12 protein-coding genes and 1 pseudogene are annotated in these 13,605 nt (G+C 71.3%); 2 read left to right on the forward strand and 11 right to left on the reverse strand.

Features of this window, described 5'->3' with window-relative positions; translation table 11 throughout:
* Nucleotides 1-156 precede the first annotated feature (156 nt).
* The 11 genes and pseudogenes from gatB to ACWDBB_RS33340 all read right to left on the reverse strand — a co-directional run bounded on the left by gatB (nucleotide 157) and on the right by ACWDBB_RS33340 (nucleotide 11,892).
* The gene (gatB, locus tag ACWDBB_RS33290) at nucleotides 157-1,665 is read right to left on the reverse strand and encodes an Asp-tRNA(Asn)/Glu-tRNA(Gln) amidotransferase subunit GatB (RefSeq protein WP_449793138.1); all 1,509 of its coding nucleotides are present in this window, start codon (nucleotides 1,663-1,665) and stop codon (nucleotides 157-159) included.
* 83 nt (nucleotides 1,666-1,748) lie between these two features.
* Nucleotides 1,749-2,009: a hypothetical protein gene (locus ACWDBB_RS33295; RefSeq protein WP_449793139.1), complete on the reverse strand. Its 261-nt coding sequence runs from the start codon at nucleotides 2,007-2,009 to the stop codon at nucleotides 1,749-1,751.
* Nucleotides 2,006-3,499: an Asp-tRNA(Asn)/Glu-tRNA(Gln) amidotransferase subunit GatA gene (gatA, locus tag ACWDBB_RS33300; RefSeq protein WP_392872847.1), complete on the reverse strand. Its 1,494-nt coding sequence runs from the start codon at nucleotides 3,497-3,499 to the stop codon at nucleotides 2,006-2,008. The genes ACWDBB_RS33295 and gatA overlap by 4 nt, the downstream gene beginning before the upstream one ends.
* A 5-nt stretch (nucleotides 3,500-3,504) precedes the next feature.
* Nucleotides 3,505-3,801 (reverse strand): Asp-tRNA(Asn)/Glu-tRNA(Gln) amidotransferase subunit GatC, encoded by a 297-nt coding sequence (gatC, locus tag ACWDBB_RS33305; RefSeq protein ID WP_030057414.1) that lies wholly within the window; start codon nucleotides 3,799-3,801, stop codon nucleotides 3,505-3,507.
* A gap of 249 nt (nucleotides 3,802-4,050) precedes the next feature.
* Nucleotides 4,051-5,808: pseudogene (locus ACWDBB_RS33310) on the reverse strand (putative bifunctional diguanylate cyclase/phosphodiesterase); the annotation flags it as partial.
* Nucleotides 5,809-6,193: 385 nt separating this feature from the next.
* On the reverse strand, nucleotides 6,194-8,482 hold the full coding sequence (gene ligA / locus ACWDBB_RS33315; protein WP_449793140.1) for an NAD-dependent DNA ligase LigA: 2,289 nt from the start codon (nucleotides 8,480-8,482) through the stop codon (nucleotides 6,194-6,196).
* Nucleotides 8,483-8,501: 19 nt separating this feature from the next.
* On the reverse strand, nucleotides 8,502-9,512 hold the full coding sequence (locus ACWDBB_RS33320; RefSeq protein ID WP_449793141.1) for a methionine synthase: 1,011 nt from the start codon (nucleotides 9,510-9,512) through the stop codon (nucleotides 8,502-8,504).
* Nucleotides 9,513-9,589: 77 nt separating this feature from the next.
* Nucleotides 9,590-10,279, reverse strand: a complete 690-nt coding sequence (locus tag ACWDBB_RS33325; protein ID WP_449793142.1) for an SDR family oxidoreductase — start codon at nucleotides 10,277-10,279, stop codon at nucleotides 9,590-9,592.
* 13 nt (nucleotides 10,280-10,292) lie between these two features.
* Nucleotides 10,293-10,817: an LOG family protein gene (locus tag ACWDBB_RS33330; RefSeq protein ID WP_449793143.1), complete on the reverse strand. Its 525-nt coding sequence runs from the start codon at nucleotides 10,815-10,817 to the stop codon at nucleotides 10,293-10,295.
* 84 nt (nucleotides 10,818-10,901) lie between these two features.
* Entirely contained in the window at nucleotides 10,902-11,306 is a 405-nt protein-coding gene (locus ACWDBB_RS33335; RefSeq protein WP_449793148.1) for an NUDIX hydrolase, read from the reverse strand.
* 28 nt (nucleotides 11,307-11,334) lie between these two features.
* Nucleotides 11,335-11,892 (reverse strand): flavoprotein, encoded by a 558-nt coding sequence (locus ACWDBB_RS33340; protein WP_449793144.1) that lies wholly within the window; start codon nucleotides 11,890-11,892, stop codon nucleotides 11,335-11,337.
* Nucleotides 11,893-11,993: 101 nt separating this feature from the next.
* Between ACWDBB_RS33340 and ACWDBB_RS33345 the strand changes: the two genes are divergently transcribed.
* Together ACWDBB_RS33345 and ACWDBB_RS33350 are read left to right on the forward strand one after the other, a co-directional pair.
* On the forward strand, nucleotides 11,994-13,178 hold the full coding sequence (locus ACWDBB_RS33345; protein WP_449793145.1) for a helix-turn-helix domain-containing protein: 1,185 nt from the start codon (nucleotides 11,994-11,996) through the stop codon (nucleotides 13,176-13,178).
* A 104-nt stretch (nucleotides 13,179-13,282) separates the two neighbouring features.
* The coding region (locus ACWDBB_RS33350; protein ID WP_449793146.1) for an ATP-binding protein at nucleotides 13,283-13,605 on the forward strand (323 nt) is incomplete at its 3' end.

A 13,605-nucleotide genomic window follows, 5' to 3' on the forward strand; every position in this document is an offset into this window, starting at 1 on the left:
CAGCTGCCTTAGATCGGTCGCCAAGAAAGGTTTAAGGCCCTGCCGCACCTAGATACATAGGTGAGACAGGGCCTTAGGCCTTACTTAGAGAGACTTAGATGCCTTAGGTGCCTTAGGAAGGCAGGCTTGACAAGCCAGGCGGCGCTCAGAGGCTGCTCAGGCGGAGACGCCCAGCTTCTCCAGGATCAGGTCCTTCACCCGGGCGGCGTCGGCCTGGCCGCGGGTCGCCTTCATGACCGCGCCGACCAGCGCGCCCACGGCCTGGACCTTGCCGTCGCGGATCTTGGCGGCGATCGCCTCGTTCTCGGCGATGGCCTGGTCGACGGCGGCGCCCAGCGCGGAGTCGTCCGAGACCACGGCCAGGCCGCGCTTCTCGACGATCTCGTCCGGCTCGCCCTCGCCGGCCAGCACGCCCTCGATGACCTGGCGGGCCAGCTTGTCGTTCAGCTTGCCCTCGGCGACCAGCGCGGCGACCCGGGCGACCTGCACCGGGGTGATCGGCTGCTCGCTGAGCTCGGTGCCGGTCTCGTTGGCGCGGCGGGCCAGCTCGCCCATCCACCACTTGCGGGCCTGGTCGGCCGGGGCACCGGCCGCGATGGTCTCCTGGATCGGGCCCACCGCACCGGCGTTGAGCACCGACTGCATGTCCTTGTCGGACAGGCCCCACTCGGCCTGCAGCCGGGCGCGACGCACCCGCGGCAGCTCGGGCAGGGCGGCGCGCAGCTCCTCGACCCACTCGCGGGCGGGGGCCACCGGCACCAGGTCCGGCTCGGGGAAGTAGCGGTAGTCCTCGGCGTTGTCCTTGATCCGGCCCGAGGTGGTGGTGCCGTTGTCCTCGTGGAAGTGGCGGGTCTCCTGGACGATGGTGCCGCCGTCGGTCAGCACCGTGGCGTGCCGCTGGATCTCGAACCGGGCGGCCCGCTCCACGCTGCGCAGCGAGTTGACGTTCTTGGTCTCCGAGCGGGTGCCGAAGGTCTCGGTGCCGTTCGGGCGCAGCGACAGGTTGACGTCGCAGCGCATCTGGCCCTTGTCCATCCGGGCCTCGGAGACGTCGAGCGAGCGGATGACCTCGCGCAGCTCGGCGACGTACGCCTTGGCGACCTCGGGGGCGCGCTCGCCGGCGCCGACGATCGGCTTGGTGACGATCTCGATCAGCGGGATGCCGGCCCGGTTGTAGTCGAGCAGCGAGTGGGTGGCGCCGTGGATGCGGCCGGTGGCCCCGCCGACGTGGCTGGACTTGCCGGTGTCCTCCTCCATGTGGGCGCGCTCGATCTCCACCCGGAAGGTCGAGCCGTCCTCCAGCTGCACGTCGAGGTAGCCGTTGAAGGCGATCGGCTCGTCGTACTGCGAGGTCTGGAAGTTCTTGGGCATGTCCGGGTAGAAGTAGTTCTTCCGCGCGAACCGGCACCACTCGGCGATCTCGCAGTTCAGCGCCAGGCCGATCTTGACGGCCGACTCCACGCCGACCGCGTTGACCACCGGCAGCGAACCCGGCAGGCCCAGGCAGGTCGGGCAGGTCTGGCTGTTCGGCTCGGCGCCCAGCTCGGTCGAGCAACCGCAGAACATCTTGGTCTTGGTACCCAGCTCGACGTGGACCTCAAGGCCCATCACCGGGTCGTACGACGCGAGAGCGTCCTCGTAGGAGACCAGGTTCATGACGCTCACAGCGTCCCTTCTCACTTGAAGCTTGGGAGGTACGGGCCCGGCCGCCGCATCGCGCGGGGCCGGGCCGGGGCGCTCAGCTCGGCTCAGCCCAGCAGCACGTCGTCGGAGCCCAGCCGGCGCAGCTCGCGCACCAGCAGGGCCGTGCCGGTGACCAGCGCGGCCGCGCCGACCAGGGCGTTGACCAGCTTGAGGGTGTCGTTCTCCTCGCGGGCCCTGCGGACGTCCTTGACGACGGAGATCGCGCCGAACGCGCTGGTGCCGATGGACAGCCACAGGCCGGGCTTGCTGTGCTTGAAGCCCTTGAGCGAAGCGGACTTGGACTTGGCCTTCTCGATCTTGCTCACAGTGCCGGTGCCTCCTCCAGCAGGGTGTGCCCCCACTTGTCGTTGAGCGCGGCCTCGACGGCGCCGCCCACGCGGTACAGGCGGTCGTCCGCCATCGCGGGTGCGATGATCTGCAGGCCGACCGGGAGATTGTCCTCCGGCGCCAGGCCGACCGGCAGCGACATGGCCGCGTTGCCCGCGAGGTTCGACGGAATCGTGCACAGGTCGGCCAGGTACATCGCCATCGGGTCGTCGGCGCGCTCGCCGATCGGGAAGGCGGTGGTCGGCGTGGTCGGCGAGACCAGGACGTCCACGCCCGCGAAGGCGGCGTCGAAGTCGCGCGAGATGAGCGTGCGGACCTTCTGGGCCGAGCCGTAGTAGGCGTCGTAGTAGCCCGAGGACAGCGCGTAGGTGCCCAGGATGATGCGGCGCTTGACCTCGGGGCCGAAGCCGGCCTCGCGGGTCAGGGAGGTGACCTCCTCGGCCGAGCGGCTGCCGTCGTCGCCGACCCGCAGGCCGTAGCGCATCGCGTCGAAGCGGGCCAGGTTGGAGGAGCACTCGCTCGGCGCGATCAGGTAGTACGCCGGCAGCGCCAGGGTGAACGACGGGCAGGAGACCTCGACGACCTCGGCGCCCAGCTCGCGCAGCAGCTCCACCGACTCGTTGAAGCGCTGCATCACGCCGGCCTGGTAGCCCTCGCCGGCGAACTCCTTGACGACGCCGATCCGCATGCCGCGGATGTCGCGCATCTTCGCGGCCTCGACCACGGCCGGGACGGGCGCGTCGATCGAGGTGGAGTCCAGCGGGTCGTGCCCGGCGATGGCCTCGTGCAGCAGGGCCGCGTCCAGCACGGTGCGGGCGCACGGGCCGCCCTGGTCCAGGCTGCTGGAGAACGCCACCAGGCCGTAGCGGGACACCGAGCCGTAGGTCGGCTTGACGCCGACGGTGCCGGTGACGGCACCGGGCTGGCGGATCGAGCCGCCGGTGTCGGTGCCGATCGCCAGCGGGGCCTCGAAGGCGGCCAGCGCGGCGGCCGAACCGCCGCCGGAGCCGCCGGGGATGCGGGAGAGGTCCCACGGGTTGCCGGTCACGCCGTACGCGGAGTTCTCGGTGGAGGAGCCCATCGCGAACTCGTCCATGTTGGTCTTGCCGAGGATGACGACGTCGGCGTCCTTGAGACGGCTGGTCAGGGTGGCGTCGTACGGCGGGATCCAGCCCTCGAGCATCTTCGAGCCACAGGTGGTCGGGATGCCCTTGGTGGTGAAGACGTCCTTGAGCGCGAGCGGGACGCCGGCCAGCGGGCCCAGCTCCTCGCCCTTGGCGCGCTTCTCGTCGACGGCCCTGGCCGCGGCCAGCGCGCCCTCGGTGTCGACGTGCAGGAAGGCGTTGACCTTCTGGTCGACGGCGTCGATGCGGTCCAGGTGGGCCTGCGCGACCTCGACGGCGGACACCTCGCCCTTGGCGATGGCGCTCGCGGTCTCGGCGGCGGTGAAACGGATCAGCTCGGTCATCTCGGTCAGTCCTCCCCGAGGATCTGCGGCACACGGAAACGCTGCTCCTCGGCGGCGGGGGCGCCGGACAGCGCCTGCTCCGGGGTGAGCGACGGCCGCACCTCGTCCGCACGCATGACGTTGGTCAGCGGCAGCGGGTGGGAGGTCGGCGGGACGTCCTGTCCGGCGACCTCGGAAACGCGGGCGACCGCGCCGATGATCACGTCGAGCTGCTCGGCGAAGTGGTCCAGCTCTTCGGGCTTCAGCTCAAGACGCGACAGCCGGGCGAGGTGGGCGACCTCCTCGCGCGTGATGCCAGGCATGCAGCGATCCTCAGGGTGAGTTCTGGTGAGACCCGGCGGTGCCTTGCGGGCGGTGCCGGGCCCGGGCAGGAGCAGCCGGGTTCGGCGCTCCGTCCTCGTGGTCTTTGGACCCCATCCTATGGGGCCCGTCCCCCACCCCGGCCAACGAGTGAGCCGAGGCCCCCGTCAACGGTCGTCCACCGGGGCGTCCACCGGTAGCTCCACCCGTTCGTCCGCCGCCTCCTCCGCCGGTTCGCCCACCGGCCGCCGTCACCGCCGGACGGCGGCGTCCGGCGGGCGCTGCTGCGGCTGGGTGCGGGCGGCGGCGCACCCCTGCTGCTCGACCTCCCGGTGCGCGGCCTGCACCATCTGCGCCACCGGCGGCAGCGGGGGCGGGGCGACCGGCGGCCGGACGGGCGGGAGCGTCGGCGGCAGCACCGGCGGCCCGGCCGGCTGGGCGCCCTGGCCCGGTCGGAAGCCGGCATGCAGCTGGGGCGGCACGCCGAGCCGCTCCACCGGCGGGGCGCCGGTGCGGTGCACCCGCAGCCAGGCGGTGGCCTGCTCGGCCGGCAGCGCCGCCGACACCAGCCAGCCCTGGACGGCGTCCACGCCCATGCAGTGCAGCCGCTCCCAGGTCTCGTCGTCCTCGACGCCCTCGGCGACCACTGTCAGGCCCAGCGAGTGGGCGAGCTCCACCGAGCACCGGACCACCGCCGCGTCGTGGTCGTCGGCGACCATCCGGGAGACGAAGGAGCGGTCGATCTTCAGCTCGCCGACCGGCAGGCTGCGCAGCCGCACCAGCGAGGAGTGCCCCGTGCCGAAGTCGTCCAGGGACATCCCGACGCCGTAGCCGCGCAGCTCGGCCAGGGTGTCGGCGGCCCGCCGGGAGTCGTCCAGCAGCAGCCGCTCGGTGATCTCCAGCTGGAGCGCGTGGGCCGGCACCTGGTGGCGCACGAGGTGACCGGCCACCCGCTGGGCGAAGCCCGGGTTGAGCACGTCGCGCGGCGAGACGTTGACCGCGACCTGCACCTGGAGGCCCTGGTCGCGCCAGTACGCGAGCTGGCCGACGGCGGCCTCCAGCACGTAGTCGGTGAGCCGGGGCATCAGTCCGCTGGACTCGGCGAGCCCGACGAACTCGTCCGGCGAGACCTTTCCCTGGCCGGGCCGCTCCCAGCGCAGCAGCGCCTCCAGGCCGACCACCCGGCCGTCGAAGGCCACCTTCGGCTGGTAGTGCAGCTGCACCTCGCCGGTCTCCAGCGCCCGGCGCAGGTCCCCCAGCAGTCCGATCCGGTACGGCGTGTCGGCGTCCTGGGTCTCGTCGTACTGGGCGACGCCGCTGCACCCGCGCTGGGCGTGGCCCATCGCGACGTCGGCCCGGCGCAGCAGCGCCTCGGCGTCCTGGGCGTGCTGCGGGTAGACGCAGACGCCGGCGCTGGCCTCCAGGACGAGCAGCAGCCCGTCCAGCCGGATCGGGGCGGCCAGTTCGGCGATCAGCGCCTTGGCGACCCGCTCCAGGCTGTCCGGGCAGTTGATGCCGGGCAGCAGGACGGCGAACTCGTCGCCGCCCATCCGGGCCACCATCGGGCGGCCGCGGCGGTAGTGCCGGGGCAGCCCGGCGAAGACGTCGTCGATGGACTCCCGGGTGGCGCTGCCGGCCGGGCCGCCGGAGCGCAGGGCCCGGTGCAGCCGGCGGGAGATGTGAACCAGCAGCCGGTCACCGGCCGTATGACCGAGTGTGTCGTTGAGTGATCGGAAGCGATCGAGGTCGAGCAGGATGAGACCGACGCTGTAGCCCTGCTCGCACTCCGCGATCGCCTCCTGGGCGGCCAGCAGCAGGGCCTGACGGTTGGGCAGATCCGTCAGCGGGTCGCTCAGCTGGTCCCGGGCGCGGTCCCGGGCGATCCGCCAGGCCGCCACCAGCACCGCCAGGGGCACGGCGAACAGCGGCAGCAACTCGGGTTCGTACCGGTAGACCAGGACGGCCAGCGGGATGAGCGGCGCGGCTCCGGCCAGCAGCACGCCGAGCAGCAGGACCGCACCCGCCACCCCCTGCGGCGGGCGTGTGGGCGCACCGCCGGTCGTACGATCCATAAGCCCTGTCCTCCGTCGGGCCCGCCCCGTCAGGCCGCCTTACGGTGAGGCACCGTGCCGGTACCGACAGCTGCCGGGCATGGAGCGACCCCGAGGAGCACCGGCCCAGCCGGCGCCCCCACCCCTGCTGACATTCTGTTGCGCTCCAGGGTATGCCGGGCTCCACCCGGTGGGCAGACTTTCGGACAACCGGAAACACGCCACCGCGCTCGGGTGTCGCACAGTGACACAATGCCCGCTTTCACTGTGTGGCACCCGGTGACGCTGCATCAGGACGATAACAACACCGATGCGGTCACGGACCGCTCGGGTCGGCTGGGGATCAGTCCTCGACGGGCTTCTTCTCCACCTCCACGGCCTCCTCCGGCTCCGGAAGTCCCAGGTGGGCGCGGGCGGCGGCCGGCCCGTCGGCGAGCAGCACGGCGAACCCCGCGTCGTCCAGGACCGGCAGGCCGAGCTGAACGGCCTTGTCGTACTTGGACCCTGGGTTGTCACCGGCGACCACGAAGTCGGTCTTCTTCGAAACCGAACCGGTCACCTTCGCTCCGCGCGTGGTCAGCGCCTCCTTGGCGCCGTCCCGGGTGTGGCCGGCCAGGGTGCCGGTCACCACCACGGTCAGGCCCTCCAACGGGCGCTCCGCCCCCTCCTCCTCGGCGAACTCCTCGGTGAAACGGACGCCGTCGGCCGCCCAGTTCGCGAGGATCTCCCGGTGCCACTCCTCCGCGTACCACTCCCGGATCGAGCGGGCGATGGTCGGGCCGACCCCCTCGACGGCCGCCAGCCGCTCCTCGCTCGCCTCGAAGATCTTCGTCAGGTCGCGGAACTCGCGGGCCAGCGCCTGCGCGGCCACCGGGCCGACGTGCCGGATCGACAGGCCGTTGACGAACCGCCAGAGCGGCCGCTCCTTCGCCGCCGCGAGGTTGTCGATCAGCAGCTGCAGCGACTTCTTCGGCTCGCCCTTGGTCGTGGCGAAGAAGAAGACCTCCTTCTCCTTGCCCGTCCGGTCGTCCAGCTTGGGCATGCCCGTCTTCGGGTCCCGGACCAGCACCTTGATCGGCAGCAGCTTCTCCTCCGTCAGCCGGAAGATGTCGGCCTCGTTGCGCACCGGCGCCTCGGCCGGCTCCAGCGGCTGGGTCAGCGCGGTGGCCGCGACGTAGCCGAGCCCCTCGACGTCCAGGCAGGACCGCCCGCCGAGGAAGGCGATCCGCTCCCGGATCTGCGCCGGGCAGTGCTGCGCGTTGGGGCAGCGCAGGTCGATGTCCCCCTCGGACATCGGCCGCAGCTCGGTGCCGCACTCCGGGCAGTGCGAGGGCATCACGAAGGCCTGCTCGGTGCCGTCCCTCAGGTCGTAGACCGGGCCGAGGATCTCCGGGATGACGTCACCGGCCTTGCGCAGCACCACGGTGTCCCCGAGCAGGACGTCCTTGGCCTTGACGATCTCCTGGTTGTGCAGCGTCGCGTACTGCACCATCGAGCCGGCCACCTTCACCGGCTCGGCGAGCACCGCGAACGGCGTCGCCCGGCCGGTGCGGCCGATGCCCACCCGGATCTCGGCGAGCCTGCCCGTGACCTCCTCCGGCGGGTACTTCCAGGCGATCGCCCAGCGCGGGGACTTGGAGGTGGCGCCGAGCCGGCCCTGCAGGGCGATCTCGTCCACCTTCACCACGACGCCGTCGATCTCGTGCTCGACCGAGTGCCGCTGCTCGCCGAAGTGCTTGATGAAGGCCCGCACCTCGTCGAGCGTCCGCACCACCTTGTTGTGCCGGGCGGTGGGCAGGCCCCAGTCGTGCAGCAACTGGTAGGCGTGCGACTGGTTGTCGATGTCGAAGCCGACCCGGGCGCCGATGCCGTGCACCACCATGTGCAGCGGGCGGGAGGCGGTGACGTGCGGGTCCTTCTGGCGCAGCGAACCGGCGGCGGCGTTGCGGGGGTTCATGAACAGCCGGATCATCGCCCGGGGCCGCTTGCCCTCCTTGGCGCGCTGCTCGTTCTCCTGCCGGCGGCGCTCGTTCTCCTCCGCGAAGGAGGCGTTGAGCGCGTCGAAGGCCTCGGTCGGGAAGTAGACCTCGCCGCGGATCTCGACCAGCTCGGGGACGTTCTCGCCCTTGAGCCGGTGCGGGATCTCCTTGATGGTGCGGACGTTGGCGGTGATGTCCTCGCCGACCCGGCCGTCGCCGCGCGTCGCCGCCTGCACCAACTGGCCGTTCTCGTACGTGAGGTTGACGGCCAGACCGTCCACCTTGAGCTCGCACAGGTAGTGGTAGTCGATACCGTGCAGCTCGGTGGCGACCCGCTCGGCCCAGGCGGCCAGCTCCTCGTCGTCCATCGCGTTGTCCAGGCTGAGCAGCCGCTCGCGGTGCTCGACCTCGGCGAACAGCGCGATGGGGGCGCCGCCGACCCGCTGGGTCGGCGAGTCCGGGGTGACCAGGGCCGGGTGCTCGGCCTCCAGGCCCTCCAGCTCCCGCATCAGCGCGTCGAACTCGGCGTCGCTGATGACCGGAGCGTCCTGCTCGTAGTACCGGGCGCGGTGATCGGTGATCTCCTTCGCCAGCTCGACGTGCCGCCTGCGCACCTCCGCCGGGACGTCCTCCCAGCCCTCGACAGCCGTCACCGCAAGCCCTCCTACGTTCTCATTCCGGGTTGTCCACCAGGCTCTGCGCCGCCCGCACCGCGGACGACAGCGCCCTGCGCGCGTACGCCGGGGAGGCCCCGGCCAGCCCGCAGGTCGGCGTCACCAGTACGCGACGGCCCAGCAGCTCCGGGGCGAACCCGAGCCTGCGCCACAGGGTCCTGACACCCTGGACACTACCGGCAGGGTCGGACACCGCCTGGTCAGTGGCGGGGACGACACCAGCGAGGATCATCGTGCCGCCCTCCACGGCCTCGCCGAGGTCGTCGTCCTGGCGCTCGGTGAGGAGGGAGAAGTCGAGGGAGATCCCGGCGACCCCGGCCCGACGCAGCAGCGGGACCGGGACGTCGGGGGCGCAGCTGTGCACGACGACGGGCGCGTCCAGGCCGCGGACCACCTCCCGCAGCACCTCCTCGGCGACCTGCCGGTCGACGGCGCGCAGCCGCTGGAAGCCGCTGGCTGTCTTCACCGACCCGGCCAGCACGGCGGGCAGCGAGGGCTCGTCCAGCTGCAGCACGACCTCGGCGCCGGGCACCCGCTTGCGGACGTCCGCGAGGTGGCGGCGCAGGCCCTCGGTGAGCGAGCCGGCGATGTCGCGGCAGGCGCCGGGGTCGGAGAGCGCCTTCTCGCCGTACTTGAGCTCGATGCTCGCGGCGAGCGTCCAGGGGCCGACGGCCTGGACCTTGAGCGCGCCCTGGTGGCCCTGGGTGAACTCCTCCAGGGCGTCCAGGTCCTCGCCGAGCCAGGAGTGGGCGCGCCGGGTGTCCCGACCGGGACGGTCGGTGAACCGCCAGCCGCTCGGCTCGGTCTGCGCGAACAGCTCGACCAGCAGGCCGGCGCCGCGGCCGATCATGTCGGCGCCCGGTCCGCGCGCGGGCAGCTCGGGGAGGAACGGCAGGTGCTCCAGGGCGCCGGTGGACGTCTTGGCCGCCTCCCGGGCGTCGGTGCCGGGCAGCGAGCCGACGCCGGTGGCGGCGCCGCGCAGGTCGGGGAAGGGGTGTGGGGTGCTCACCCGTCCGAGCCTACTCAGCCGGACGGGCCAGGCTGAACGCGTGGGAAGTCGGCCGGGCCGACTTCCCACGCGGCGCACTACCGCCCGGGGCGGACGGTGATGTCGGTGATCTCCGCGTCCCGCGAGGTGTCCAGGGCGGCGAGGATCGCCCTGACGACGGACTGCGGCTCGATCCAGCGGTCGGCGTCGTACTCCTTGCCCTCCTGCTGGTGCACCTTGACCTGCATCGCGGTGGCGGTGCGGCCGGGGTAGACGGAGGTGACCCGGACGCCGCCCGCGTGCTCCTCCTGGCGCAGCGAGTCGGCGAGCGCCTTCAGGCCATGCTTGCTGGCCGCGTACGCCGACCACTCGGCGTGGGCGTTCAGGCCGGCGCCGGAGTTGACGAACAGCACGTGGCCCTTGGCGAGCCGGAGCGAGGGCAACATCAGCCGGGTGAGTTCGGCGGGGGCGACGAGGTTGACGTTGAGCGTCTCCTGCCAGGCCTTGGGGGTCAGGTCGCCGACCGGGCCGAGCTCGACCACGCCCGCGACGTGCAGCAGCGAGTCCAGCTCGACGGGCAGCTGCTGGTGGCCGAAGGCCCAGGAGAGCTTGCCCGGGTCGCCGAGGTCCCCGACGAGGGTGCGGGCGCCGGGGAAGCGCTCGCGCAGTTCGGCGGCCCGACGGGCGTCGCGGGCCAGCAGCCAGAGCTCGTCCCCGCGCTCGGCGAGCTTCTCGGTGAGGACGGCGCCGATGCCGGAGCCGGCGCCGGTGATCAGATGTGCAGCCATGGTCTTGATCTAATCAGGCCTTGAGCTGGGCGAAGACCTCGGCGGGCGTGTCCGCGAAGGTGATCAGCTCGGCGAGCGGGCGGGGCAGGAAGCCCTCGGCGTCCATCCGCTCCATCTGGGTGCGCAGGCCCGCGTAGAAGCCCTCGGTGTCCAGGACGACCACCGGCTTGTCGAAGCGGCCGTGCTTCTTGAGCTCCAGCACCTCGGTGACCTCGTCCATGGTGCCCAGCCCGCCGACCAGCACGACGATCGCGTCCGCCCGCGAGGCCAGCTCCGCCTTGCGCTCCGCGAGGTCGGCGGTCCAGACGAGTTCGTCGGCGCCGACGTACGCCTTGTGCCGCAGCATCTCGACCATCACCCCGACGGTCCGGCCACCGGCGGCCTTCACCTCGTCGGCGAGGAGGCCCATCAGCCCGGCGTTCGAGCCGCCCCAGACGAGCGTGTGCCCGCCCTCCCCGAGGAGCCGGGCGAACTCCGCGGCGGGGGCGGAGTAGCGGTCGTCGAGGGAGTACGCGGAGCAGAAGACACAGATATTCATAATGTCGTCTGGTCTATCACGCCCCGCGGCACCACTTCACCGGCATTACGGTCCGGCGGCCTGCTCGACGAGCAGGCCGCCGGGTCAGAGCAGGTGCTGGCCGTCGTGGGCGCGCAGGGCCGGTGTCGTGTCGTCCCGGAGCGCGTCCAGGACGCGCACGGCGTAAACGTCGGCCATCAGGTCGGAGACCTCAGCCGGGGTGAGCCAGGCCACTTCGGCTGACTCGTCCGAGAGTTGTTCGGCGCCGCCCTCTGGTCGGCAGCGGAAGACCAGCGCGACGATTCCGCGGCTCATGTTCTTGTACACGCCGGTCAGCCGCTCCACGCCGACCTTGATCCCGGTCTCCTCGTAGACCTCCCGGCGCACGCCGTCCTCGACGTCCTCCGCCAGTTCGAGGACCCCACCTGGCGGCTCCCAAGTCCCGTTGTCGACTCGGCGAATCGCCAACACCCGCCCGTCCTCACGGACCACCACCCCGGCGACGGACACCGAGTGGAGCGCGGCTCGCCCAGCGCCGTCACTCACGGACCGGACCGCCCTTCTCCCGCAGTGCCGGACGAAGCAGGTCGAGGACGTGAGTCCAGTTGTACTTGTCGCGGCCGCCGCCGGACTTGGGCTTGTGTGGTACGGAGTCGCCGATCAGGACGCCCATCGAGCGGAGGCGGGCCAGGCTCTCCGGGTAGGCCGGGTGGGCGGCCTGGGCGGAGTTGACGTAGGGCTGGACGGCTATGGGGATACCGAGTCCGTGCGCCTCGCAGAGTATGCCGAGTGCGAGCGTGTCGGAGATGCCGGCAGCCCACTTGTTGACGGTGTTGAACGTGGCCGGCGCGACCGCGATGGCGTCGGCCGGCGGCAGCGGCTGCGGGATCTTCGGCGTGCGCCAGGCGGAGCGGATCGGATAGCCGGTCTGCGCCTCGATGGCTTCCTGGTCTATGAAGCCGAGGGCACTGGGAGTGGCGATCACGCCGACCTTCCAGCCTTCGGCATGGGCGGCCGCAATCAACTCACCCACTCCGTCGGCGATCCCGGAGGCGCAGACGACGATGTAGAGGAACGACTCCCGGTGCTCGGTCAATCCGAACTCCCAACCCCTGGCGGAAGCGATGCTCCGGCGCGCTTCCACTGCCACCTTCGGCGAGTATCGTCCGCAGTGGTCGCTACGAACGGAGTCTCCGTATGCCCAGGCACACCTCCGAGCACACCGGCGAACGCATCGCCCAGTATCGCAAGCTTCGCCACCTGACGCAGCGTGAACTAGCTGCTCGCGCACACATTTCGTACAGCATGCTCACCAAGGTCGAGCAGGGAGCCAAGCCGGCCACACCCGCCGTGCTCGCCGCAGTCGCGCGGGTCCTCTCCGTGCAAACCGTCGAACTCACCGGCCAGCCGTACCTGACCGAGCTGCGGCAGGACGAGCTCGATGTGCTGATCCAGCCGATCCGCGAAGCACTCGACCTGTACGACCTCGGTGCCGACCCCGATGTCGCCGCCCGCCCGATGAGCGAACTCCATACCACTGCTGAACAGTTGTGCGCCCTGGTCCGCGAGACACGCATCAAGGACGCTGCCCGCGCGCTGCCTGCCCTGATTGCCGAGGCGACGACAGCCGCACACCTGGCGCCCTCCGAGAAGGCGTGGCAGGTGCTGGCCAGCACCTATCGCACGGCCTATGACATCACCACGAAGCTGGGCTTCGCAGATCTGTGCGTGGTGGCCCTGGACCGGATGGCCTGGGCGGCCGAGCGCGGATCCGACCCGGTGCTCGCGGGAGTTCGCCAGTATCTCCGCTCGCTGGTCTACCTGCGCTCGGGCCAGTACGAGATGGGGAAGCGACTCGTCGCGGTCGGCGCCCACACCCTCGAACAGGCAGACTCCGGACGAGTCCGGGACGTGGCGGTGGGCCAACTCCACCTCGGCGCGGCTGTCCTGGCCGCACGATCCGGGGATGGCGACACGGCCGCAGGACACATCTCGGAGGCGGCGCGGATCGCCGAGATCACGGGCGAGGCCACCCGGGTGCACTGGCTCTCGTTCGGTCCGACCAATGTGGCCGTGCACCAGGTGGCGACGCTCTCCGAGCAGTACCGCTACGCGGAAGCCGTACGGGCCGCAGAGCAGATCCAGATGCCTGCGGAGTGGCCGGCTTCACGGATCGCCGCCCACCTCGCCGAGGTGGCCCGAGCCCAGCTGTGGATCGGCCGCTCCGACGAGTCGCTGAAGTCCTTGCAGCACGCACGGGAACTCGCACCCCAACAGATGCGCTACCACCCGATGGTGCGGGAGACGGTCGCCGGGCTCGTCTCCGCACGCCGGTCGACGCCGGGCACCCTCAGCAGCATGGCGCACTGGGTCGGCATCTGATCATCACTTATTGGAGCCGGGCTATCACCAGGGAGTGATAGTCCGGCTCTCCTGCTGTGCCGATGCTCTCCGTAGCGAGATGACTACGCCAAGGAGAAGCACTGATGACCCTCCTCTCCAACGTCGCGAGGGGCAACGCCGCCCTCCCGCCCCCGGAGCCGGCGACCATCTGCCTTCCCTACCTGCCGGAATCGGTGGGCGTTGCCCGCCGCTTCGTCTCCGGCAAGCTGCGGGAGTGGGGGCTGGACGACCTCGTGGACGACGCCTCTGTGGTCGTCAGCGAACTCGCCACCAACGCGCTCAAGACCGGCTGCCAGACCCGCATGGTCATTCAATGCCACGAAGTTAAGGACTGGGCGGCGGTGTCAAGGGTGCGCGAGATAAGGGAAGTGCCTCTGCTATTCAGGGGATCGACCAAGATCTTCCT

The sequence above is a fragment of the Kitasatospora sp. NPDC001095 genome (assembly GCF_053598615.1).